Here is a 25,802-nt window from a genome sequence, read left to right on the forward strand (position 1 = left end):
TAAATATAGCCGAGCTAATATGCTCGGCTTTTTTATCAGGTTATTAATAATCATATGCTTGGCCTACACACCTTTGCCCTTTATCGCATTCATTGCTGTTATTGCTGTAATCATGACATTGTTCGACTAAGTATGCGTTAGCACCAAGACGTAATATATCTTGTTTTAGGTTATCAATCGCTAATCCCTTCAGTTGAGATATTTCATATTGTTCGTAGCCTAGAGGGTTGTATGGTAGACAGCTAAACCCTGTAGCTGTTCCAATTAACTTCGCACCACTTTCATTAGCCTCTTGCCCTGAATAAAACTTATAAAGCCCATGGTGCGCAACCTCGTTTGCTATATAATTTTCATCTAGGTTAGTATGAAAAGTAAAACTTGAGCAACCCGAAAGGCACAATAAAATGGACTGAAAGCTCAGTAATGTGAATTGCCGAGCTTTTTCCACAAACTTTTTTTGTAGCACTGAATATAAATTTAAAAGAGTGCTCAGGCTCAAGCACCTGTACGTTAAACAGTATTTGAATTGAGGTAGCATCTTGTTCATGAGTAAAAACCTATAATCTGTTTTGAAGTGTTTGTTATTAGGTTTACAGACTTTTGATAGTTATTGTCAATAGCAAGCGAAGAGTTTTTAGACGTTAACCAAATTAAGTGCTAAATATTAAAGCGTGATGCCGTATTTTATTTAATACATGGTCGTATCTTTAAGGGGGCTGGCTAGTTTTTTAAAGGTGCACACTTAACAGGTTCTTGTTTGGCTGGTATATATTGTTTGCTGTAAAGAATTAGCTGCAGAGAGTTTGAATTGTATGAAACTTAGCAAGAGGTTAATTACTTACAATCGCTGCTTTTTTGGCTAGAACAAACAAGGTATAATGCTGTTAATTCTATTTTATATTTACAATGCCTCAAAATAGCCTTTACTTGGGTTGTTTTAGCTGTGCCTTGTTATGACTTAAAGCGGCTTACATGTCTAATTTATCTAGTGAAATTAATAAACGACGCACCTTTGCGATCATTTCTCACCCGGATGCGGGTAAAACCACCATTACTGAAAAAGTACTTTTATTTGGACAGGCAATTCAAAAAGCCGGTACTGTAAAAGGTCGTGGCTCTAACCAGCATGCTAAATCTGACTGGATGGACATGGAAAAAGAGCGTGGTATCTCAGTCACCACCTCTGTAATGCAATTTCCATATAATGAGCGCTTAGTTAACTTACTTGATACTCCAGGGCACGAAGACTTCTCAGAAGATACTTATCGTACACTTACTGCCGTGGATTCATGTCTGATGGTTATCGACGCTGCAAAAGGTGTAGAGGACCGTACTCGTAAGTTGATGGAAGTAACGCGTTTACGTACTACGCCAATCGTTACTTTTATGAATAAGTGTGACCGTGATATACGCGACCCGATGGAATTATTAGATGAAGTAGAAACAGAGCTTAATATTGCCTGTGCACCTATCACGTGGCCTATTGGTTGTGGTAAAGAATTTAAAGGTATTTACCATATTCACCGCGAAGAAACGATTTTATATAAAACAGGCCAAGGCCATACAATTCAAGAAGTACGCAGCATCAAAGGGCTAGATAACCCCGAGTTAGATGAAGCCATTGGTGGCGAGCTTGCAGAGCAATTGCGTGAAGAGCTTGAGCTGGTAATTGGTGCATCACATGAATTTGACCTAGATCTGTTCTTAGCGGGCGAGTTATCACCTGTGTATTTTGGTACAGCACTTGGTAACTTTGGTGTCGATCATGTATTAGACGGCCTCACTGAATGGGCTCCAACGCCATTACCGCGTGAAACAGAAGACCGCCAAGTGGTTGCTGACGAAGACAACTTCTCAGGCTTTGTATTTAAAATTCAAGCTAATATGGATCCTAAGCACCGAGACCGTATTGCCTTTATGCGAATTGTATCGGGCAAATATAGTCAAGGTATGAAGATGAACCACGTACGTATTGGTAAACAAGTCAGTATCTCTGATGCGGTGACCTTTATGGCGGGTGACCGTGAGCGTGCAGCAGATGCTTTTGCTGGTGATATTATCGGTTTGCATAACCATGGCACTATTCAAATTGGTGATACGTTCACGCAAGGCGAAAAGCTTAAATTTAGTGGTATTCCAAACTTTGCACCTGAGCTATTCCGCCGTATTCGTTTACGCGATCCACTCAAACAAAAACAGTTATTAAAAGGCTTGGTACAGCTATCTGAAGAAGGTGCAGTGCAAGTGTTTAGGCCACTTATTAATAACGACCTTATAGTAGGTGCTGTGGGTGTGTTGCAGTTTGATGTAGTTGTAGCACGCTTAAAAGCTGAATATAACGTAGATGCGATTTATGAAAGCGTGAATGTAAATACCGCTCGCTGGGTAAGTTCGACTGATGTTAAAAAGTTTGAAGATTTTAAACGTAAGTGTGAAAGCAATTTAGCCTTAGATGGCGGTGATAACTTAACCTACATTGCACCTAGCCGTGTGAATCTTAATTTATCAATTGAGCGTTACCCAGAAGTGACGTTTAACCACACACGTGAAAACTAGACAAAAATTTAATTAAAGCCTGCAATAGCGGGCTGATAAAGGTAACAAATTACATGAATATTCGTACGTTTCTAATTGATAAAGCAATTGCAGCGATGACAGCAGCAGGCTTACCGGCTGATACTAACCCTGCAGTAACACAAAGCACACGTCCACAGTTTGGTGATTACCAAATTAATGGTGCGATGGGCGCTGCGAAAAAAATGAAAAGCAACCCTCGTGAGCTTGCACAAAAAATTATTGATAATTTAGATGTCAGTGACATTGCCGATAAAACAGAAATTGCAGGTCCTGGCTTTATTAATATCCATTTAAAACCTGAATTTTTAGCACACAGTGTTGAAGCGGCCAATCAAGATGCAAAATTGGCTATTGCAGAGCATGCAAAGCCGCAAACTGTTGTGGTTGATTACTCATCACCAAACTTGGCTAAAGAAATGCACGTGGGCCATTTACGTTCAACGATTATTGGTGACTCTGTAGTACGTGCGCTTGAATTTCGTGGTGACAAGGTCATTCGTCAAAATCACATGGGTGATTGGGGCACGCAATTTGGTATGTTGATTGCGCACCTTGAAGACCAAATCAACCAAGGTGTTGACTTAGATAGCGTAGCACTTGCTGATTTAGAGACCTTTTACCGTGACGCGAAAAAGCGTTTTGACGATGAAGAAGGATTTGCCGATAAAGCCCGTGATTATGTTGTTAAATTACAAGGTGGCGATGCACATTGTGAAAAACTGTGGAAGCTGTTTATTGCAACGTCAGTTAAGCACTCGGAAGAAGTATACAAACGCTTAAATGTAACGCTTACAGCCGATGACATCATGGCAGAAAGTGCCTATAACGCAGAGCTAAACGATATTATTGCGTTGTTGAAAAATAAAGAAATTGCTGTTGAGTCGCAAGGCGCACAAGTTGTATTTTTAGATGAGCTGGCAAATAAAGATGGCGAACCATCGGCGTTTATCGTGCAAAAATCAGGTGGCGGTTTCCTATACGCAACAACCGATTTAGCAGCGTGTGACTATCGTTCAAACAAGTTAGGCGCCGAGCGTATCTTAATTTTTGTTGATGCGCGCCAAAGTCTACATTTCAATCAAGTAGAGTTAACAGCTCGTAAAGCTGGTTTATTACGTGATGAAACTAGCTATGAGTTTTGCCCGTTCGGCACCATGATGGGTGAAGATGGTAAGCCATTTAAAACACGCACTGGTGGCACTGTTAAACTTGCAGATTTACTTGAAGAGTCAATTGCCCGTGCCAGTGCAAAATTAGCAGAACGTACCTCAGATTTAAGCGAGCAAGAGCGTAGCGAAATAGCTCGTAAAGTAGGTATTGGCGCAGTTAAATACGCTGACTTATCTAAAAACCGCACCAGCGATTATATTTTCAACTGGGATACCATGCTCAGCTTTGAAGGCGCAACTGCACCATACTTACAATATGCGTATACCCGCGTACGCAGTATATTCCGTAAGTCAGGCGTTGATGCTACATGCTTAAATGCCAGTGTTGCAATCGTTGAGCCACAAGAAAAAGCACTAGCGCTTAAATTGCTTCAGTTGGAAGAAGTACTTGATCAAATGATCAATGAAGCCACACCACACGTATTATGTAGCTACTTGTACGAACTAGCTAGTTTATACATGACATTCTATGAGGCTTGCCCAGTGCTTAAAGAAGGCGTAGAGTCAAACGTGCGTGACAGCCGTTTAGTGTTGTGTAATTTAGTGGCAGATTCATTGCGTACAGGCTTAGATCTGTTAGGCATCGAAGTCATGGAGCAAATGTAATCTGCTGCGTGTAGTTCGCTTTAGCTGCGTTGATAAAACTATTTAGCCTAAGTCACATACAAACCGTATGCTCCTTGGCATAAATAGTTTTACCGCCTTGCTAGCACTTCTACACTTGCAGATGCGTAGTTTGGCATTGAATGACCCTAATCACATACAAGCGCGTATGCTCATAGAGATAGGTCGAGTGTCCGCCTTGTTGTAGGTTGAGTGCAACGAAACCCAACAAAGTTAATATAATCACACGACTTAGACTTGCTTGACTGCCTCGTTGGTTGTCTACTTTGATTAACCTAGAACCTAGAACCTAGAACCTAGAACCTAGAACCTAGAACCTAGAACCTAGAACCTAGAACCTAGAACCTAGAACCTAGAACCTAGAGGGAATTTTATGAAACTTGAAGATATCCGACGTGAATATTTACAAGACGCGTTGAGTGAAGATAATTTATTAGATTGCCCATTTAAACAATTTGAAAGCTGGCTTGAGCATGCTGTTGCAACACAAATGCCCGATCCTACAGCTATGGTGGTGGCGACGGTTGATAAAGAAGGGCAGCCTTCACAGCGTATTGTGTTACTTAAACACCTTGATGATAATGGCTTTGTGTTTTTCACCAATACAGGCTCGCGCAAAGCGCAAGAGCTTAAAGGGAACAACAAAATATCGCTGCACTTTCCATGGCACCATATGGAACGCCAAGTAATTGTATATGGTGAAGCCAAGCCACTACCAACATCAGCTGTAGCAAAATACTTTTTATCACGCCCGAAAGAAAGCCAATTAGCAGCATGGGCTTCAGCTCAAAGCCGCCCGGTTTCGTCACGTAAAGTGTTAATGGAAACCTTTGCTAATATGAAGAATAAATTTTCTAACGGTGAAATTCCACTTCCAGATTTTTGGGGCGGGTATTGTGTCGTTCCCACTAAAGTTGAGTTTTGGCAAGGTGGTGCGCATCGTCTACATGACCGCTTTATGTACCAACGCCAAGCAGATAATAGCTGGCAAGTTACTCGACTGAACCCATAAGCGACTATGGCGTTTATTGATTCCCACTGCCACTTAGATTTTGCTGAATTTGATGCTTCGCGTGAGCAACTAATCAAACAATGTCAACAGCAAGGGGTTAATCAATTTATTGTGCCGGGGATCACCTTGGCACAATCTCGGGCACTACCTTTGTTCAAGCAACAGAATCCCTCAGTTCACATTGCAGTGGGTTTACACCCTTACTTTATGAGTGAGTTTGCTGATGAGCATTTAGTTCAATTAACTGAACTTGCCCAGCAGCAGCGTTCGCTACTTGTTGCAATTGGCGAGTGCGGTATAGATCGCAGTATTGCGAACTTGCCATTACAAATCAAAATATTTGAATATCATGTAGAGCTAGCTAATCAACTTGAGCTACCTTTGATTGTACATCACCGGCAAAGTCATGACTTAATCGCACAGTCATTTAAGCGCTGTAAGCCTCAATTTGGTGGTGTAATTCATGCTTTCTCAGGCTCACTACAACAAGCAAACTATTATATAAAGCAGGGATTTAAGCTAGGTATTGGCGGAGTCATCACGTATCAGCGAGCACAAAAAACTCGCCACGTTGTTGCCCAGCTAGATGCACAGCACTTATTGCTTGAAACAGATTCTCCTTCGATGCCGCTTAGTGGCTATCAAGGCGAGCTTAACACTCCATTGCAATTGCCACTAGTGTTCGAAGAGCTGTGTGATTTAAAGCTGCTTAATCAGCGAGAAAAACTTGTGCTTAAGCAACAGCTTTATGATTCGTGCTCGGCACTTTTTTGCATATAACGGCTCACCTGCCAGCGTTTTAACCCGCGACCTAGTTGCCAAGTGAAAATACATGTGATCACCAGCATGAGTAAGACTTGACGGCCTAAGTCATGAAAATGATTATGGCTTTGTGAAATTGCCGAGCGAGTTAAATAAGTTATCGAGACGAAGCCAATAGGGCGATCATCAGCACTAATTACAGGTTCTACAAAAGGTGTTTTTAATTTACTGATACCCGGTGTTGAGTGAGGGAGTTTGCCCAGTAAGTGATGTGGCTGCCAGTTGTCACTACTTGCAATTAGTACCCCTTGTTGATCATATATCGTAGCAGCTAGAACAAACTCATCTTTACTTATATTGTTACACAGCGCATTTAATGCAGGCTTATTTTTTTCAAGTAAAGGTCGCTGGGCATTAAGCGCCATAAAGCGGGTTAAACTTTTTGCTGTGCTATCGGCATTATCGTAAAGTAGCTGGTGGCTTTGAAAACTACTGTTTACAGCAATCCAAGTTAATAATAAAAAACAGGCCGCAGCAAGGCTTAGGCGCACAAGTCTTTGCCTTAAGGACGCTGAAATTGGATTTTTAATATGGTTATTTTTCATAGTCATTGCTTACACTGCTGACAGCTTTTGTTTTTGATGTTACAACTAAGGTAACTATAACCTTAAATCCCTGCCAATGGCGAATTTACTGTAAAATTAGCAGGGAGACATTAGTCTCATTTTGGAGTCATCATGACATTGGAACGCCTTGCGGCATGTTCAGCAACGCACATATCGTCGCAGTTAGTATTAGGCACATGGGTTAAATTCAGCGAGGCTGAATTTGTACAAACACAGTTACCTACAAACCCTCAAGGTACTTTTAGCGTTGCTTTTGATACTGATTTTGATGGCGAAAAAATCGCGGCAATTATTGAGTTTTTACGTGGGAACAATATTGCTGTTGATGCAATATGCCGTTATCAACCTTCTTCAGATTTAACACCTGCAATTTGCTTTTACAGTAATGAGACACATCAAGCATTAAATCCATTGAGCTTAAATGAGTTTGCCCATACTAAAGGTTTCCAGTTAGTACAATTGCAAACACCACCTGATTTAGAAAAACCAGGCTTATTAGTTATGGATATGGACTCAACAGCCATTACTATAGAATGTATTGACGAAATTGCACGTTTAGCAAATGTGTATGACGAAGTTGCTGCGGTTACAGCCCAAGCGATGGCGGGTAAACTGGATTTTAGCGAGAGCTTACATCAGCGAGTAGCAAAATTAGAAGGCATAGAGCAGAGCTTAATTGACGAATTAAAAAATGCGTTACCGTTAATGCCGGGCATTGCAGCATTATGCCAAGTGCTGAAACAACATAACTGGTATTTAGCCATTGCTTCAGGTGGTTTTGTACCGTTTGCTGAGCAAGTTCAAAAGCTACTCAACTTAGATGAAGTGCACGCAAATATACTCGAATTTAAAGATAATAAACTCACAGGAAGAGTACTTGGAACAATTGTAGATACCAATCAAAAAGCACTGGTATTAGGTAATTTAACTGAGCAGTTAAACTTAACACAACAGCAAACAGTTGCGATAGGTGACGGCGCAAACGATTTAACCATGATGGCGAAGGCGGGTTTAGGTGTGGCTGTTCACGGTAAACCTAAAGTCGTTGAGCAAGCACAAGCGGCTATATGCCACGGTTCATTATTGCAATTACTGTATTTAATGACGATCCCTAAGTAACAAACTTTGGATTAGCATAAGCTAACCGTATTGATATTGTTAGCTTATGCGATTTAACCATGTTTGCTTACGTGAGGTCATTTCATTAATAAGATCAGCTTTAAAGTCTAAGTGGCTAAGAGTTTCTTCTGTTACATCAACCATATCGCCAACCCCAGCAACCGACCATAACGCTTCTTCTAAATCTTTTGCTTTATGCATCGCATATTGGCTAACGTATTTTAGTTCATTCGATAAATAATCAGTATCGGGGCGACCTGTGCGTGATATATATAAACGCATTACAAACACTAATTCGCTTTTAAGACCTTTTTTTAAAAATAAGTGATGAGCAGTGAAATCATCAATTGCAGTACATTGGCTTTTTACAGCTTCATCGACTGTTGATTTCTTTGGATCAAAACGAATAAATAAAGTAAATGGTAGAGGTGGATCTTGTCGGCTGCGGTCTTTAATCAACGGAGTGATAGTTTCAGTAATTTGATCTGTAGATAAAAACGGGGTTAAATTGGTTTTATCGTTTAATAGGCCAAAACTTTGTAATATACGATGTATTGCACTTGGGTATAAGCCTTGACCTATTGCGCCGGTTTCAAAGTGGGCAGCCTCTTTATGCAGATAAAAAGGGAGTTGGCATACGGTTTTTGTAACCATGTTGCGCAGCGCCGTGGAAAGCCCTGGTACTTTTGGTGCTTCTTCAGAAATCTTTAATTTATCTTTATTATTCTCAATTAGCTGAGTGAAAAATGTCACACCCATATGTGGAGTATCAGCAATACGTATTGCTTTTAAATTAATTGTAGTGAGTGATTTGCTCACTGCCATTACTTCATATTTTAACTGGGATAGCTGATGTTTTTTGGTGATTTTTTGTAGCTCAGGCAAGCTTAACTCTACTATATCACCTTTATTTAGGTCAGTAGCTTTCTCGCACTCTATTTGCATGCCCATAACAGAGAAGTCGCGACTATGAGCTTTGATTATGTGCTCTGCGCTCGCACTAACTACGATCTCTGTTTTATATAGGTAACGTTTATGAGCACGTAAATTAACGTACTCTAAATCAACCATTTCAAGTTTTGGCGGCGCTTTATGTTTGCCGTGACCAAATTGCTTTAGTTGATTCACCACGCTTTTATCGTATTTAAAAGTTTGGTAATGGCTTTGTTCAGTTTGAGTGCCTACTGACGTTAACACCACTAAATACTTAACGTTTTTAATCATACCTTGTACACGAGGCGAGGGCGGTTTATTGAGTTTTTCAATATCTTTCCCAGCAGTATTCGGCAGGCTTAATAGAATATATGAATCTTCTGGGTGACTAGGCATTAACTGTACTTTGAAGCAGTGCCAGCTTTCTTTTTGACTGCCAAAGCCAAAAAATAAATTCCTTAATTCAGGTTCTCTTGCAAGTTCGCTTCGGGTTGCCGAATAATAATATACTTTCCCAGCAACAACATGAGTAAAAGTATAAAGGTAGTCTTCTTTAACTTGTGCAGGGTCGTTTAATAGTGCAGTTATGCGTTGCTGATTTAAAATAGTATACAAACAAGATAGCTTTCGTTCATCACAAAAGTAACGGTGAATAAAAATGTTATTCTCGGTAGTAAGTACAAGGCTTGGATAGAGCTTGTCATCTTGTAAACTAAAAAATGTATAGAGTGAGGTTACGCGCGGAATGTAATACTGTTCATAGCCTTTTGATACAACAGCATCGAGAGTATTATCTAAATTAACCTTGTAACGGCGCTTATTGCCATGAATAAAGCTTTCTAAAAACTCATCAAACTTAATGTTGTTCTCTACGAATGTGCGCTTTAAACGAACATGGTTAAACTCAGTTGACACTCGTTCAACGGCAACAACCTCATACTGAATACCACTTTTAAGGCCCAGTTCAAAGTCTTGCTCAAGGCCTACGAGCCTTAAACTGAGCAGCTGACCTCGAGATACATTATAGCGTGGAGCAAGCTTTATCTTTGCACCACTGAGTGAAATATCAGAGGTTGTGGCGGCAACTTTATTACCTTCTTTTAGCTCTACTGTAATCTTAATCGAGTAGTTCATTCGCTCTTCGCGACGACTTTCATAAGAGGCAAACTTTATTACTTGGCAATTAAGTGATTGCTGTTCTGCTGATTCTGGTTGAGTCGCAAGTTGGGCGGCTTTTTTTTGCATCACCTTATGGTTGTTATCGGTACTCATAACCGCTTCATAAACAGCAAGGGTATAACCACCGTGACGTTGAATCGCCTTTTCAAATACTGAAATGGCTGTTTCATCCATAAAGTGCTGCTTACCGTCATACTCATAAGGTTTTACTTGGCCGGCCACCTGGCCTCGTAAATCAATAAAGCGAGCAATAGGTTGTGACAGACGCGACATTTCCATCTTTAGTAAAAACTGCTCAGGCTTGGTTAAGCCTGCTGTTTTTGCCCTAAAGATTCCGTCAAATTTGGTGTTACCTAAATACGATTTAAGTTCTTCAACTAAATCTTCGTATTTAAGAAGTATGTCTTCACTCATCTATAAAACCATCACCGTCTATTTTAAAAGTAGGTATACTGACACCAATTAAAGGTAACAGGCTATTTTATAATTAGCGCATATGTGCATAAATAATTATATAAAATGTTACTTGGTAGCTACTTTTTAGTTTTTATTATTATAATTTGCCAAATAAATGGCTCATTACTTTAAACCATATCTAAAGTAAAAATAAAGCAAAAAGTGTGCCTTGTAGGAAATAGGATCGTGATATTTAGATTGTGGTGCCGCTTTAACAGATTGGCAAGTTATGTTGCTATGTAAAAGCGCTGAATGCAAAATAATAGTTTAAATAACAGCAAAACTCATTTAGAGAAAATAGGTAAGATTTAAATGGCGAAAGCGGCAAAAGTAGAATTTATGTGTAGCGAATGTGGCATGAACTATCAGCGTTGGCAAGGACAATGCCGCTGCGGTGCATGGAATACATTGGTTGAGTTTAAGCCATCAGCAGGGCAAAATAAAAAAGCATCTTCACGTGCCAGTGTCGGTGGTTATGCCGGTGGTATCGGTGGTGGCTCTAAAAAAATAAACGACGTTGCTACCACTGAAGCTGAAAAACAACTTACAGAGATTGGTGAGCTTGATCGTGTTTTAAGCGGCGGTGTAACAACTGGTTCAGTAAATATTATTTCTGGCGATCCTGGAGCTGGTAAAACAACATTACTTTCTGATTTAGTCGCGCGAATGTCACAACGTATGCCATCGCTATACTGTACGGCAGAAGAATCATTATCGCAGTTTAAAAATCGAGTAAACCGTTTAAAGCTAGACTATAACGCTGACGAGTTGTATTTACTTTCTGAAACCAGTGTTGAAACCATTATTGAAGAGCTTGAAAGCAATAAAATAAAGTTTGCTGTTATTGATTCAATTCAAGCCGTTGTAACTGATACAGCCAATGGTAGCCCTGGTTCCCCATCACAAGTTAAAAGTGCCGCGCAAGCGCTTACTCAATACTGTAAGCAAAATGACGTCACTATGTTCATTATTGCCCATGTAAACAAAAATAATGAAATAGCAGGGCCACAAACCTTAGTACACATTGTTGATGCGCTACTGCACATAGATACCAATGACGGGCAAATACGCACCTTGCGTGCTAATAAAAATCGCTTTGGTGATATTGACACTGTGGGCATTTTTAGAATGTGTGAACGTGGCATGCTCAGTGTTGATAACCCCAGTGAAATATTTTTATCAGGCTCTAGCACTGACTCACCGGGGTCAGCCATTACATGTATTCGCAAAGGTAACCGTAACTTATTGCTCGAAATTCAATGTCTAACTACCGAAACAGAAGCTGAATTTCCACAACGTGTCTGCGTTGGCTTAAATATGAATCGTATTAAAATGCTGACGGGGATTTTACGAAAGCACACTAAAACTAAAATTTTCCACGATACATTTTTTAATATTGTCGGAGGCCTAAGGATCGATGAAACCGAAACCTGTATTGATTTAGCATTAGTAACTGCTTTGTTGAGTAGTCTTAATGAATTTGTCGTGCCTCGCACTACCTGTATTATGGGGGAATTGAGCTTAAACGGCGATGTACGACCTATTGACAGTGGAGTGCCACGAGTGAAAGAAGCCGCACAGCATGGTTTTACTGAGATATTTATTCCGTTTCGTAATTACCATAAATCAATGGAAGGGCTAGGCGCTAAAATTACTCCGGTTAAAACAGTGCATGAGCTACTTAGTCTGATTAATTAAATAATGATCAGTAAAAGCGCTTAACTGGCTATGTTTATCAATGTTACCCTTGAGCCAAGATAATTAAATGCAAAGATTTGAATAAGGAAATAAAATGAAAAAACTGGCCATTATTGCAGGTGTTGTAATTATTGCTATCGGCGGTGTTAGTTACGCTAATCACGCGCTTACACAAGAAGTCAAAGTGGAAGTTGATCGCCAACTTGCCATGTTGAGCCAACAAACAGGCTCAGCAGTTACTTATGAAGATTTATCGGCTAGCGTGTTTTCAAAAAGTGTAGAGCTTTCAAATGTTAGCATCACGGGTTTTGATGAGAAAGCAATTGCCAACATTAACAGTATTTTGGTAGCCGGTTATGATGCAGAAAAAATAGCCCCGCGCACAGAGGTGGCTGTTAATGGTTTTAAATTCAGTGATGACTTTACTGCCCAATTACCTACTGACGCTAATAATCAGTTAGCTAGTGCGAGTTATGACTTACACACCTTAATGAATTACGATGCTGATTCGGGCGACAGTGATATTACTTTAAACATTAATGCCAATGACATTGTTGCCTTTAACTTAGACTTAGGCCTAGCCAAATCAACAGCGCTAATGGAGGCGTCATTAGCGGTAAGTAAATTACAGCAAGCAAGTGGCTCTCAACAATTAACATTAGAACAACAATTACAGCAGCAAACTTTGATGATGCAAGCACTTGCTGAACTTGAACCTCGAACAATTAAAATAAACTTAAACAACCAAGGTGAATTTAAAGCGCTTGTTGAACAAATGCTTGAAAAGCAAGGTATGACCCTTGAACAAATGCAGCAAATGGTTGATGTACAATTACAGCAAGCCCCAGTGAGCGACGAGCTTGCCGCAGCTATTAAAAACTTCACTCAAGGTTTAGGTTCATTAACTGTCTCGGCGAGCCTACCAGAGGGGCAAACCATGGACGAAATTAACCAGCAGATATTTACTTTAATGGGGCAACCAAACGATCTAGCTGAGTTTATAAACCTAGAAGCGAAGGGCGAATAATAGCTGTCAGCTATCAGCCGTAAGCTGTCAGTTTAAGACCGCGGTAGTTTTGAGTTATCTGAAAGCGTGAGTTTACCTCGCGCTTTTTTGTTTGCTTGAGGAGCTAGGTACTAGGAAAACACAGAGACGCGAATACTTTTGGGTCTAAAACCTGTATTACTCTAAAGCGTAGCGCCTCTTTATGAATAATTCACTAAATTTTTTGCTCAAAGAGAAGGGAATGAGAAGTAAATGAGGATTAACTTGAGGGCTAATTAGCTACTTAAAACATGATACATTAAGAATTAGGCTGCTCCCCCTAAAATAAGCCAATCAAACACCCGCTAAAACATCAACTAAAACAACTCTTATTCAATAAGCAAATTCGTTTACTTCGTCTGTCGATGCCGCTGTTAAGCCAGTAGCTTTCGACAAACACAAATAGAGTGCGTTACGCAGTATACTCTATACTGCGCCCTCATCGCAGCCTAGTTTTTCAAACTTTACAGGGCTCTCAGCTCAATTAAAGACTTTAATTGAGCTGAGAGCCGCACTGTTCTTTGCAAAGTAACATTTATCTCACTCAAAATAAAAGCCGTGCTTGACTCAACAAGCACGGCTTTTATTTTATGCTAGCACCTAGCACCTAGCACCTAGCACCTAGCAATCTAGTGCAATATACGCGCTCTGATAGTACCTTCAACTGCACTGAGTTCTTTCAATGCAACTTCTGACTGATCAGTGTCTACGTCAATTACTACATAACCAATGGCTTCGTCGGTTTGTAAGTACTGTGCGGCGATATTGATACCGTGCTGTGCAAACGCTTGGTTAATTTGCGTTAGTACACCAGGGCGGTTGTGGTGAACATGTAATAAACGGCTGCGATTAGCAAGTTCTGGCAATGATACTTCAGGGAAGTTAACGGCGGTAATTGTTGAGCCATTATCTGAGTATTTAGCCAATTTCCCCGCGACTTCAATACCAATGTTTTCTTGTGCTTCTTGTGTTGAGCCACCAATGTGCGGTGTTAAAATTACGTTGTCGAATTCACGCAGTGGTGATACAAATTCGTCATCGTTTGATTTTGGCTCGACAGGGAATACATCAATGGCAGCGCCACTTAACTTTTTATCACGAAGTGCTTCTGCAAGCGCATCTATATCAACCACAGTGCCGCGAGATGCATTGATCAAGATTGCACCTTGTTTCATTACTGAGATTTCAGCACTACCGATTAAGTTTTTAGTTTGCGGTGTTTCTGGTACGTGTAAACTAATCACATCGGCGCGTTGCAACAACTGAGTTAAATTATGGACTTGTGTTGCATTACCCAGGGTTAGCTTGTCTTCAATATCGTAAAACTCAACGTTCATGCCGATGTTTTCTGCCATGATGCTAAGTTGTGTACCAATGTGGCCGTAACCAATAATACCGAGTGTTTTACCACGAGCTTCAAATGAACCATTGGCTGTTTTTAACCAGCCGCCGCGATGAGCGATAGCATTACGCTCTGGAATACCGCGGAACAAGAGTAAAATCTCGCCAAGTACAAGCTCTGCAACTGAACGAGTATTAGAAAACGGCGCGTTAAATACTGCAATACCGCGTTGGCGTGCTGCATTTAAATGAACTTGGTTGGTACCGATACAAAAGCAACCAATTGCCACTAGCTTTTCAGCAGCTTCAAGTACAGCTTCAGTAATATGAGTACGAGAACGAAGACCTACAAAGTGCACGTCTTTAATGCGCTCGAGCAGTTCGTCCTCAGGTAACGATGTTTTTACGTAATCAATGTTGCTGTATCCATTACGCTTTAGTGTTTCAACTGCACTTTGGTGTACACCTTCAAGCAAGAGAATTTTAATTTTGTCTTTTGCTAACGATACCTTACTCATAATCCTCATTCCTATTTTATTTGCGGCCCATTTTTGGTGCCTATGATTACTTTATCAGCGCCACGTTCGGCAAATAAGCCGTTGGTGACTACACCGACAATTTGATTAATTGTCTGCTCTAATTGTTTGGCGTTATTAATAGCTAAATTATGAACGTCTAAAATGACGTTGCCATTATCAGTAATAACCCCTTGACGGTACACAGGGTCGCCGCCAAGCTTTAATAATTCACGCGCTACATAGCTACGTGCCATTGGGATAACTTCAACGGGAAGTGGAAATTGGCCCAATGTATCAACCAGTTTTGTGTCATCTACAATACACACAAACTGCTTGGCAACGGCGGCAACAATTTTCTCACGAGTCAGTGCTGCGCCACCGCCTTTAATCATTTCGTTTTTGGCGTTAATTTCATCTGCGCCATCTACGTAAACATCTAAACTTGCTACATCATTTAACTCAAATACTTCAATACCCAGTGCTTTGAGTTTTTCGGTTGATGCATCAGAGCTTGAAACCGCACCTGTTATGGTGTCTTTTATTGAACCTAAAGCATCAATAAAGTGGTTAACGGTAGAGCCCGTGCCAACGCCTACAATGGTATTTTCTTCTACAAATTCTAGGGCTGCCCACGCTGCCGCTTTTTTTAGTTCATCTTGTGTCATGGTATTTGCTCAATAGGTGGAGTTACTTACCTTTAGTATACAAATTTATTGCTTACCAATGGTAGGTTTTCTGTGGGGTAATGATTAAATTTAATGGAACATCCCACGATTCAACAGGTAAACTTTCAACGTGTTGGCATTGATGTGCCAAACCAATGAGTTGAGGTTTTTGCCAGTTTTCGTTGTGGTAACGCGCCAAGGTTTTATCATAAAAACCACCACCCATACCTAATCGATTACCGTTACTATCAAATGCAACTAAAGGCATTAATAAGTAATCTAAGTCCTGTAAAGGGCATATCTGACTACAATTTAACTTAGGCTCCAAGATACCATAGCGATTTGGCCTCATGGGTGAATTTTCTTCATAGCGTTGAAAGTATAATGTAGTGCCATTAAATGGGTGAATTACAGGTAGGTATAATGTGTGGTCTTTAGACCAAAGTTCTTTAATTAACAATGATGTGTCGAGTTCTGCGTCATTGCTAAAATAAATGCCAATATGTGAGTTTTTAGCGCTTTTTGTTGTTCTTAGGTATTGAATAAAATTCACTTTTAGCTGTTTGGCAGCAGTTTTTTGTTCGATTTTTGATAAAGAATTACGTTTTTTTCGAATTTCTTGGCGTATTTGCGCTCGTTTATTGTTCATGTTTATTATTTTGTTTAGTTGTTATGTGTCTAAAAAAGTGAATAAATCAGGAAAAGCGAATGATAACCCCAGCACGACAAGTAATATTAAGACCATTGCAATGAGAGAATAAAGTAACGTATTGCTGCGTTTTTTAATCGGCGTGTTGAGATCTTCATCAAGGAGTAGATCATCCGTTTGCCATTCATCACTTTCAGGCTCTACTGGTTGCTCTGTGGTTGCGGATATTCGTTGTTCTAAATCATCCAGTTTTTCTTCAATGCGTATTAAACTACTAGTAATGTAGTCGAGAGCATTAAAAATACGCTCATCACGTTGCTGAGATGCTTCATCACTTTGAGTGTTTGATTGTGGCTGTGTAAGAGGTTGTAATTTACTTTTGATGCCAACAGTTGCAAGTAATTTAGCTTGTTTTAAAGCTTTTTCTTTTGCGCAGGGGGCAAACAGCGGTTTGTTTTCAAAAAATGCAGCTATTTTGCTGTGAGGCGCTTTTAACTTTGCTGCAAGCTTTGCTTGTGCATCATCAGGTTGAATGCCTTGTGCGAGTCCTGCAAATATTACGCGATAGTTTTCTGACATCTTTGTTTTCCAAAAATGTTAAATCAATGGTTTGAGTATAAACAAAGAACAGCCCGTGTAAACGGGCTGAGTAAATATAGTCTAAATATCAGCAATTAATACTTAGCTGATTCACCTTCTTTAGGCAGTGCATTTAACATGAACTCGCGTAAGTCATTGTTCGAACTTTCCAAGTCAGCATGACGAAGATACATCATATGACCACTACGGTAGCCTTTAAAGCTTAAACGGTCGCGCATTTTACTGCTTGGGTCTAGTTGCCACATGGTATATTTAGCATCAAAGTAATTAGTTGCGCCGTCATAATAACCTGCTTGTACGAGTACGTTTAGGTACGGGTTTTGTGCCATAGCTAAACGTAAATTTTCGCCGGTATTGTTTTTACTACGATCCCAAGGGTGCACGTTGCCAAATAAGTTGTATTTAACATCGGTTTTATAATTGAGTTCATTACGTAAGTAATGATTAATAGCTGGCGTAAATGAATGTAACCATGAGGTTAGCTCTGCCCAGTAATCAGGAGATTCACCTGCATCGCGTTTATCCATGCCTAAATAGCGAGAATCTAAGCGCCCTAAAGTTTGGCCGCGCTCACGTAATAACTCTTTCCAGAAAAAGTTAGTTGGAATGTCTAAGTTATTTTGTGCAACAAACTTTTCAGACACACCAGCGTAAAGTGCCATTTGCTTTATGATAGCGCGTTTTTCTTCATCGCCAATAAAACCGCCTTTTGCAATGGCGGGGATCAACTTATTTATTGTGAAATCTTCGACTTCTGGAAGTAATTCATCTAAATCTTTAGCTTGTAGGGCAGGGCTTAGCGCTTTGTGATACCAAGCTGTCGCTGCAAAATAAGGCAGGCGGTTTGCTGCTTTTACAGGACCGTCACGTTTAATGCCGATATCGGTAGGCGATACAAGCACAACACCGTTAATGTACATCCACTGGCGATTTTGTAATTCGTGGGCAAGGCCTGAAACCCGAGTAGTACCGTAGCTTTCACCAATTAAAAACTTTGGTGAACGCCAACGTTCAGTTCGATTTACAAACGTATTTAACCATTCAGCTAAATACTTAATGTCGGCATTAACACCAAAAAACATTTTTTGTTGTGCGTCTTTACTTGGTAACTCACCTTTTTCGTTTTCTAAAACGCGTGAATAACCGGTATTCACTGGGTTTACATACACGATATCAGCGACATCAAGCACGGAGTATGGGTTGTCTTTTACGCCATATGGCTGAATCGGGTAGCCTTCGTCATCAATTTTTAACACCCGTGGTCCAGTATAGGCTAAATGCATCCATACAGATGCTGAACCTGGCCCACCATTGAATGAAATGAGTAATGGACGTTTCGTTCTGTCGTCAACTTTGTCACGTTCATAATACGTATATTGCAGCGTTGCGACAGCATCACCTTTATCATCCCACACCGGCTGAGTACCCGTGGTTGCGGTATAAGAAAAGCGTTCACCGTTAATCCGAGCTTTGTGCTCAGTAACTACGGTGCTATCTACGTCAATACGACGTTGGTTTTCATTGGCAAAGCTAACTTGTGAAGCAGTTAAAGTAAGTGAAGCTAATGAGAGGCTAATGATACTAATAAGTTTCATGCGGGATCCTTTTTTAATATTTTATCCATTAAAGATAATTTCACTCAAAATAACAAAGTTAATGAGACTAGGTGCAGGTATTACTCGGTAAGAGGTAGAAGTTAATCCTAGTTATAAATAAATAAGCTATGTTTTTTTGGTGGAATTACTATTATTTGATTTTGATTATGTGCGCAATAAAGTATATTTGGATGATTAAGCTAATTATCAGCCTTTGGCTGTTATGTAGTAAAGTTTAGTTGTGTTATTTGAGTTTGAGAAGATTTATGCAAAGAGTTTTAGTCGTTGAAGATAGTAAAGTAGTACAACAAGTTTTGCGCCATTTATCTGCTCATTATTTAAATGTCGCAGTTGATTTTGCATGGTCATTAGCTGAGGCTAAAGAATTTGTAGCCAAGTATGAGTATACGCTTGCACTCGTTGATTTAACGCTACCAGATGCGCCTAATGGTGAGGTCGTAAAATACACTTTAGAGCAAAATGTACCAACTGTAGTACTTACCTCGAAAATTGATGAATATCAGCGCCAACAAATGCTTGAGTTAGGTGTGGTTGATTATGTTATTAAAGATAATCGTGATTCATACCATTATGCCGTTAAATTGGTCGCACAATTACTTCGCAATCAGGGATGTAAAGCTCTTATTGCCGATGATTCAATGCTTAGTCGTTCATTAATGAAACAAATGCTCGAAAAGCAATTATTTGATGTACAAGACGCCTGTGATGGTGAGCAAGCGTTAGAAGTACTGAAAGCTGATCCCGATATTAAGCTACTTATGACTGATTACGCTATGCCAACGATGGATGGCTTTGAGTTAGTAAAAGCTGTCCGTAATTTTAGGGGCAGGGATGACTTGGTTATCATTGGCTTATCTGGTGCTGGCAAACATGGGTTGTCTGCACGGTTTATAAAATACGGTGCTAATGACTTTTTAACGAAACCTTTTATGAATGAAGAGTTTCATTGTCGTATTCTACAAACAATGGAGCAGCTATCGCTTATTGCTGATATTAAAGAGAGTGCGTATAGAGATGATTTAACGGGTTTATATAATCGTCGCTATTTTTATCAATTTGCTGAAAAGTTATTAAAAGAAACTTCACGGCCAAGCTGTTTAGCGCTTTTAGATATCGACTTTTTCAAAATGATTAATGACAAATTTGGTCATGAAGCAGGTGATCAAACCCTTAAGCAAGTTGCTTCTTTACTGCGCAGTTCATTTAAAGACTATACGGTGTCTCGTGTTGGTGGTGAGGAGTTTGCAATTGTTTTAACGGATCTAAGTTTAGATCAAGCTTATTCATTAATGGATGCATTTAGAGCCCGTATCTCAGCTTATGATTTTGTAATTAATGGCCAGTCTTTCACTATAACAGTGAGTGTCGGACTCACCACTTTCCAAAACGTGACGCTTACTAATGCCATGCGTATTGCAGATAAGGCATTATACAAAGCAAAAGCACAAGAACGAGACTGTGTGGTAAAACAGAGCTAAAATTTGCACCAGCTCAGTTAGTTTGTAGAAAAAACGCACCTAAATGGTGCGTTTTTTGTTTCTTTATTTTAACTTTAGGTTTTAACTTATTGTTTTTAAATTATTTTAAATAGTGGCACAAAGGTTGGATTATCTAAGGAAACAGGATAACAATAAGCGTCCGAAGGGGGCCACTATGAAAATGATTAGTGCAATAATAAAGCCATTCAAACTAGATGATGTGCGTGAAGCACTGGCTGATTTAGGCATTGAGGGAATGACAGTTGTTGACGTCAAAGGGTTTGGTCGTCAGCGTGGACATACTGAGCTGTATCGTGGTGCAGAATACCAAGTCGATTTTATTCCTAAAATAAAACTCGAAATTGCTACTCGTACTGAGAACTGTGAACGGGTTGTCGAAACCATTACTAAAATTGCATCAACAGGCAAAATTGGTGACGGTAAGATTTTCGTTTACGACTTAGATCAAATTGTTCGTATTCGTACGGGCGAATTAGATGATGAAGCAATTTAAGGGGGCACATTATGGAAAACACAATTGTAGAACTGAAGTTTTCATTAGATACATTTTATTTTTTAATCTCAGGTATTTTAGTTATGTGGATGGCAGCAGGTTTTGCCATGCTCGAAGCGGGCTTAGTTCGTTCAAAAAATACCACTGAAATTCTAACTAAAAACGTCGCACTATATGCAATAGCGTGTACGATGTTTTTACTGGTTGGCTACAACATTATGTATGTAGACAACACTGAGGGCGGCTTAGTGCCATCGTTAGGTGCTTTAATAGGTAGCCAAGCGGCGGATGCTGACCACTCATTAGAGTCAGATTTTTTCTTCCAAGTTGTTTTTGTTGCAACAGCTATGTCGATTGTTTCAGGTGCTGTTGCTGAACGTATGAAGTTATGGGCATTCCTTGCTTTTGCTATCGTATTAACAGGTTTTATCTACCCAATTGAAGGCTATTGGACTTGGGGTGGTGGTTTCTTATCTGAAATGGGCTTTGTTGATTTTGCAGGCTCTGCCATCGTTCATGGTACTGGTGCTGCTGCTGCACTTGCTGGTGTATTAATGTTAGGTGCTCGTAAAGGTAAATACGGTAAAAATGGTGAAATTTACCCAATTCCTGGTTCTAACCTACCTCTTGCTACACTCGGTACATTTATTCTATGGATGGGTTGGTTTGGTTTTAACGGTGGTTCTCAACTGTTAATTTCTGATGCTGAAAATGCTACAGCTGTAGGTCAAATTTTATTAAATACAAACGCTGCTGCCGCAACGGGCGCAATTGCAGCATTATTCGTATGTAAAGTATTGTGGGGTAAAGCAGATTTAACCATGGTACTAAACGGTGCGCTTGCTGGCTTGGTTGTTATCACTGCTGATCCGCTATCTCCATCACCTCTTATGGCATGTTTATTAGGTATTCTTGGCGGTTCACTGGTTGTGTTTAGCATCGTAGCACTCGATAAAGTTAAAATAGATGACCCTGTAGGTGCTATTTCTGTACACGGCGTATGTGGTGCATTAGGTATTATCTTAGTACCAGTATCAAATGCTGATGCGAGCTTTGTGAATCAGGTTATCGGCTTAGTATGTATCTTAGCCTTTGTATTTATCGCTTCATTGATTGTATGGGTAATTCTACAAAAAACGATGGGTATCCGTGTAACAGAAGAAGAAGAACTAAACGGTATGGATCAACACGATTGTGGCATCGATGCTTACCCTGAGTTTGTTTCTGTACGCAGTAACTAATAACTAAAAATTGTAAATTTCATTGTGTGTTCAAAGTAAAGCCCTAACCTAGGTTAGGGCTTTTTTGTGGTTAATTTTTAACGTTGTTAGTATTTATAGAGCACTCATTTAATGAAGTCATAATCACCCATAGGTAGTTAAATAATTGTTTTATAGCCAAGTACTGCAGTTAATTTGTTGCTTCGGGTTTCTTGTCTGTGCTTTAGCTGTACACTTATAGTGTTTTTTACTTAGTGCAATTAGATTTACTCTGCATTGCTCTCAGTAAGTGTGATTAAAACAGCTCAGTGCTCGCGGGATCATTATTTTATTAACAACAAAACTTAGGATCAGATTTTTACTAGCTATAGATCGTAACAGATCAGATTTTTACTAAGGATCTTAGCTGTAGAGCTTACTTTAGTATGAAAAATAGTCAGTCAAATTGGTTTTTGATTAAATAATCAACATGTTGTAACTGGGACTTAGTACAACGATGATCTCGGATCTGGTTTGGTTAGTATGATCGTGATCTCTCAGCCAAGAGCTTAGTATGATTTTGATCCAAACATATTAGCTAAACTTTTATGAGCAATTGGCTATAACTGAGCTTTTAGAATGAGGTTGGTAAATAACTAACGAGTCTTTAATATTGCATTTTTATTAAAAATTCTCGGGGAAATGCACTTTTACGACCCTGTATTAGGTAAATTTGTGTTTTTTTCACCCTCTTTTTACTTTACACGTTACACTTTCATAAAACTGTCATACTTAGTCATAATAATGAAAACTAGTTCGATAACGAAAGAGATAAATTGGAATGTCACGTAAAGTACTTGTCGTCGATGACGAAGCACCCATTAGAGAGATGTTGGTTTTTGTATTAGAACAAAATGGTTTTCAAGCAATTGAAGCAGAAGACTATGATTCTGCTATTGCGGCAATGGTTGAGCCGTATCCTGATATGGTGTTATTGGATTGGATGTTACCGGGCGGTAGCGGTATTCAAATCGCTAAAAAGTTCAAGCAGAGCGAGCACACACGCCAGATCCCGATTATTATGCTGACAGCCCGTGGCGAAGAAGAAGATAAAGTGCGTGGCTTAGAAGTAGGTGCGGATGATTATGTAACGAAACCATTTTCACCAAAAGAATTAATGGCCCGAATTAAAGCCGTTATCCGTCGTGTTTCCCCGACTTCATTAGAAGAAGCTATTGAAGTACATGGTTTACGTCTAGACCCCATTTCTCATCGTGTAACCTCTGAGGGGAGCGAATTAGATATGGGGCCTACTGAGTTTAGATTGCTGCATTTCTTTATGACTCATCCTGAACGAGTTTATAGCCGTGAACAGTTGCTTGATAACGTGTGGGGAACGAATGTCTATGTTGAAGATAGAACCGTAGATGTACATATTCGTCGATTACGCAAAGCTATTGCGCCTCTAGGTCATGACCGTTTAGTACAAACAGTGCGTGGTGCAGGGTATCGTTTTTCCAGTAAATTATAGTTTTATAAAACGACAGGCTAATTATTACATTGGCTTAAATTTACTTTCTCTAAGGTAAAGTGAGTGTATGTACCGAGTTGTTAATAAGCAGGCGTTAGCGAAGCGCTTGCTTATCTATTTTCTTCCTTTGTTATTGATTGGCGTGCTTGTTGGCGCGCCATTTTTGCTTTTATTTTTAGGCTCCTTTTCACTGCTTGTTTGGCATTACCATCAACTTTATAGACTCAGTGATTGGCTGCTTAACCAGCGTAGCTTTAACCCGCCTGAGGGCGAGGGGGCCTGGGAGCAAGTGTTTGAAGGGATCTATCATTTACAACACCGAAATCGTAAAAAGCGTAATGAATTAGCTGATTTGATCCGTCGCTTTCGCGATGGTGCCGAAGCTGTTCCTGATGCTGTGATAGTCTTGCAACGGGATCTAAGTATTATTTGGTGTAATCAATTAGCATTAAAAGTACTTGGTTTGCAGTGGCCAACAGATCATGGACAGCGCTTAGATAATTTAATTCGGGATCCGAAATTTGCTAAATATATGCATGCTGAAAAATTTGATGAAGCACTTGAGCTTGATAACGGGCATGCAGTGGGGCAAGTGTTAGAGTTTAGAGTTATGCCTTATGCGACTTCGCAATTGATGGTCGTTGTTCGTGATGTGACTCGATTAAAGCAACTTGAACAAATGCGTAAAGACTTTGTCGCGAATGTATCTCATGAGCTTCGCACGCCTTTAACCGTCGTAACAGGTTATTTAGAAATGTTTGATGGCGATATGATGCCGCCACCTGCAATGTGGAATAAAGCACAAACAACCATGCTTGAGCAATGTAAACGTATGGATAGCTTAGTTAATCAATTATTGTCACTTTCTCGTATTGAAGGCTCAAGACGCCAAGAGGGGGATAAAGCGGTAAATGTACCTCAGCTACTCACTTATATTGGTACAGAAGCACAATCTTTAAACCAAGATAAAGAACATGAATTAATATTTGATATTGACTCCAGTTTAGATATCAAAGGCGCGGAAGAAGAACTGCGAAGCGCTTTTTCTAACTTGGTGTTTAATGCTATTCATTACACTAAACCTGGCGGTAAGATCATTGTTAGTTGGCAAGTTAAAGATAAGCAAGCACATTTTTCAGTCGTCGATAATGGTGATGGCATAGCCCCTGAGCATATTAACCGTCTAACAGAGCGTTTTTATCGAGTTGATAAAGCTCGTAGCAGAACAACGGGTGGCTCAGGGCTGGGGTTAGCAATAACCAAACATGTGCTGACTCGACATGACAGCCAATTAAAAATAAAAAGTAAGTTAGGTGAAGGCTCGTGTTTTTCATTTTCTTTTGGTAAAGACAAAATAGTATGAACACAAAGTTCAGATTTAGTGCAAAGTCATAAAAGTGTAATGTTTGAGTAATCTAATTGTCATTTAGTGTCTTTACAGTGGTGCACAGTTAGGAAATGGGACGAACAAATCGGAGTAACCCCTATGAAATTTAAAAGTTTAGTTGCCGCAATGGGTGTGGCTGTTACAACATTGGTATCTGCACAGGCTTTAGCTGTAGATTCAGCACTTCCAGAATATCAAAAGACCAGCGGGATTTCAGGTAACTTCTCATCAGTGGGCTCTGATACTCTGGCCAATATGATGACGTTTTGGGCTGAAGAGTACAAACGTATTTACCCAAATGTAAATATTCAAATTCAAGCCGCTGGCTCTTCAACTGCGCCACCTGCGCTAACTGAAGGCACTGCAAATTTCGGCCCTATGAGCCGTAAAATGAAATCAAAAGAAATCGAAGCGTTTGAAAAACGTTATGGTTATAAACCAACTGAAGTACGTGTTGCAATCGATGCATTAGCTGTATTTGTACACAAAGATAACCCTATTAAAGGCCTACGTATTGACGAAGTAGATGCAATTTTTTCTTCTACTCGTAAATGTGGCGCGTCTGCTGAAGTAACTCGCTGGAGTGATGTTGGCTTAACAGGTGATTGGGCTGCTAAAGATATTCAGCTTTATGGACGTAACTCGGTATCAGGTACGTATGGTTACTTCAAGAAAATGGCTCTGTGTAAAGGCGATTTTCGTAACAACGTAAATGAGCAGCCTGGTTCAGCTTCTGTTGTTCAATCAATTTCATCATCTGTAAATGCAATTGGTTACTCAGGTATTGGTTATATCACTTCTGGTGTTCGCACTGTGCCGCTGGCAAAGAAAGGTGATAACTTTGTTGATGCCACAATTGATAACGTAGCAAAAGGTAAATATCCGCTATCTCGCTTTTTATATGTTTATATCAATAAACACCCGAACAAACCGCTTTCGCCAATTGATGCAGAGTTCTTAAAAATGGTGTTGTCTCTTGATGGGCAAACTATTGTTGAGAAAGATGGTTATGTCCCACTTTCAGCTCAATTAGCAGCGAAAGAACTTAAAAAGCTAGGTCTTCTTTAATAGCTAAACGAATTAAAAAATAGTTTATATATAAAA

21 protein-coding genes are annotated in these 25,802 nt (G+C 39.8%); 13 read left to right on the forward strand and 8 right to left on the reverse strand.

The window, feature by feature from the left end:
• Positions 1–43: 43 nt before the first annotated feature.
• Complete coding sequence (locus B5G52_RS11645; protein ID WP_140394318.1) at positions 44–448, reverse strand: hypothetical protein; 405 nt, start codon at positions 446–448, stop codon at positions 44–46.
• A 524-nt stretch (positions 449–972) separates the two neighbouring features.
• Between B5G52_RS11645 and prfC the strand changes: the two genes are divergently transcribed.
• The 4 genes from prfC (at position 973) to B5G52_RS11665 (ending at position 6,162) form a co-directional block, all read left to right on the forward strand.
• Entirely contained in the window at positions 973–2,556 is a 1,584-nt protein-coding gene (gene prfC, locus B5G52_RS11650) for a peptide chain release factor 3 (RefSeq protein ID WP_087532822.1), read from the forward strand.
• Between the two features lie 53 nt (positions 2,557–2,609).
• The gene (gene argS, locus B5G52_RS11655) at positions 2,610–4,352 is read left to right on the forward strand and encodes an arginine--tRNA ligase (RefSeq protein ID WP_087532823.1); all 1,743 of its coding nucleotides are present in this window, start codon (positions 2,610–2,612) and stop codon (positions 4,350–4,352) included.
• A gap of 391 nt (positions 4,353–4,743) precedes the next feature.
• Positions 4,744–5,382 carry a pyridoxamine 5'-phosphate oxidase gene (gene pdxH / locus B5G52_RS11660; RefSeq protein WP_087532824.1) on the forward strand — a complete coding sequence of 213 codons (639 nt, stop codon included), beginning with the start codon at positions 4,744–4,746 and terminating at the stop codon, positions 5,380–5,382.
• Positions 5,383–5,388: 6 nt separating this feature from the next.
• Entirely contained in the window at positions 5,389–6,162 is a 774-nt protein-coding gene (locus tag B5G52_RS11665) for a TatD family hydrolase (protein WP_087532825.1), read from the forward strand.
• Here the strand turns inward: B5G52_RS11665 and B5G52_RS11670 are convergent.
• Entirely contained in the window at positions 6,129–6,749 is a 621-nt protein-coding gene (locus B5G52_RS11670; protein WP_087532826.1) for an AhpA/YtjB family protein, read from the reverse strand. The two genes, B5G52_RS11665 and B5G52_RS11670, sit on opposite strands and share 34 nt — an antisense overlap.
• A gap of 132 nt (positions 6,750–6,881) precedes the next feature.
• Here B5G52_RS11670 and serB point away from each other — a divergent pair, with 132 nt between their 5' ends.
• Complete coding sequence (gene serB, locus B5G52_RS11675; RefSeq protein ID WP_087532827.1) at positions 6,882–7,889, forward strand: phosphoserine phosphatase SerB; 1,008 nt, start codon at positions 6,882–6,884, stop codon at positions 7,887–7,889.
• Between the two features lie 39 nt (positions 7,890–7,928).
• Here the strand turns inward: serB and B5G52_RS11680 are convergent, their stop codons facing one another.
• A complete protein-coding gene (locus tag B5G52_RS11680; protein ID WP_087532828.1) occupies positions 7,929–10,415 on the reverse strand; it encodes a PilZ domain-containing protein in 2,487 nt (828 codons plus the stop codon).
• Positions 10,416–10,769: 354 nt separating this feature from the next.
• Between B5G52_RS11680 and radA the strand changes: the two genes are divergently transcribed.
• Positions 10,770–12,155 carry a DNA repair protein RadA gene (radA, locus tag B5G52_RS11685; RefSeq protein ID WP_087532829.1) on the forward strand — a complete coding sequence of 462 codons (1,386 nt, stop codon included), beginning with the start codon at positions 10,770–10,772 and terminating at the stop codon, positions 12,153–12,155.
• A gap of 94 nt (positions 12,156–12,249) precedes the next feature.
• Entirely contained in the window at positions 12,250–13,182 is a 933-nt protein-coding gene (locus B5G52_RS11690) for a hypothetical protein (RefSeq protein ID WP_087532830.1), read from the forward strand.
• Positions 13,183–13,829: 647 nt separating this feature from the next.
• Here the strand turns inward: B5G52_RS11690 and serA are convergent.
• The 5 genes from serA to B5G52_RS11715 form a co-directional block, all read right to left on the reverse strand.
• Positions 13,830–15,059: a phosphoglycerate dehydrogenase gene (serA, locus tag B5G52_RS11695; protein WP_087532831.1), complete on the reverse strand. Its 1,230-nt coding sequence runs from the start codon at positions 15,057–15,059 to the stop codon at positions 13,830–13,832.
• 11 nt (positions 15,060–15,070) lie between these two features.
• Positions 15,071–15,724 carry a ribose-5-phosphate isomerase RpiA gene (rpiA, locus tag B5G52_RS11700; protein ID WP_087532832.1) on the reverse strand — a complete coding sequence of 218 codons (654 nt, stop codon included), beginning with the start codon at positions 15,722–15,724 and terminating at the stop codon, positions 15,071–15,073.
• Positions 15,725–15,776: 52 nt separating this feature from the next.
• On the reverse strand, positions 15,777–16,373 hold the full coding sequence (locus B5G52_RS11705) for a 5-formyltetrahydrofolate cyclo-ligase (RefSeq protein ID WP_087532833.1): 597 nt from the start codon (positions 16,371–16,373) through the stop codon (positions 15,777–15,779).
• A 21-nt stretch (positions 16,374–16,394) separates the two neighbouring features.
• Positions 16,395–16,952, reverse strand: coding sequence for a hypothetical protein (locus tag B5G52_RS11710; RefSeq protein WP_087532834.1), 558 nt, complete (start codon positions 16,950–16,952; stop codon positions 16,395–16,397).
• 95 nt (positions 16,953–17,047) lie between these two features.
• Complete coding sequence (locus B5G52_RS11715; protein WP_087532835.1) at positions 17,048–18,568, reverse strand: S10 family peptidase; 1,521 nt, start codon at positions 18,566–18,568, stop codon at positions 17,048–17,050.
• Between the two features lie 266 nt (positions 18,569–18,834).
• Here B5G52_RS11715 and B5G52_RS11720 point away from each other — a divergent pair, with 266 nt between their 5' ends.
• From B5G52_RS11720 to B5G52_RS11745, 6 genes are all read left to right on the forward strand, one after another.
• Positions 18,835–20,067, forward strand: coding sequence for a response regulator (locus B5G52_RS11720; protein WP_087532836.1), 1,233 nt, complete (start codon positions 18,835–18,837; stop codon positions 20,065–20,067).
• 175 nt (positions 20,068–20,242) lie between these two features.
• A complete protein-coding gene (locus B5G52_RS11725) occupies positions 20,243–20,581 on the forward strand; it encodes a P-II family nitrogen regulator (RefSeq protein WP_087532837.1) in 339 nt (112 codons plus the stop codon).
• A gap of 11 nt (positions 20,582–20,592) precedes the next feature.
• Positions 20,593–21,822: an ammonium transporter gene (locus B5G52_RS11730; protein WP_087532838.1), complete on the forward strand. Its 1,230-nt coding sequence runs from the start codon at positions 20,593–20,595 to the stop codon at positions 21,820–21,822.
• Between the two features lie 799 nt (positions 21,823–22,621).
• Positions 22,622–23,311, forward strand: a complete 690-nt coding sequence (gene phoB, locus B5G52_RS11735) for a phosphate regulon transcriptional regulator PhoB (RefSeq protein ID WP_087532839.1) — start codon at positions 22,622–22,624, stop codon at positions 23,309–23,311.
• A gap of 67 nt (positions 23,312–23,378) precedes the next feature.
• Complete coding sequence (gene phoR / locus B5G52_RS11740; RefSeq protein ID WP_087532840.1) at positions 23,379–24,674, forward strand: phosphate regulon sensor histidine kinase PhoR; 1,296 nt, start codon at positions 23,379–23,381, stop codon at positions 24,672–24,674.
• A 123-nt stretch (positions 24,675–24,797) separates the two neighbouring features.
• Entirely contained in the window at positions 24,798–25,766 is a 969-nt protein-coding gene (locus B5G52_RS11745; RefSeq protein WP_087532841.1) for a PstS family phosphate ABC transporter substrate-binding protein, read from the forward strand.
• The last annotated feature ends 36 nt before the right edge of the window (positions 25,767–25,802 follow it).

This window comes from Pseudoalteromonas sp. A601 (assembly GCF_002165575.1).
Taxonomy (GTDB): Bacteria; Pseudomonadota; Gammaproteobacteria; order Enterobacterales; family Alteromonadaceae; genus Pseudoalteromonas.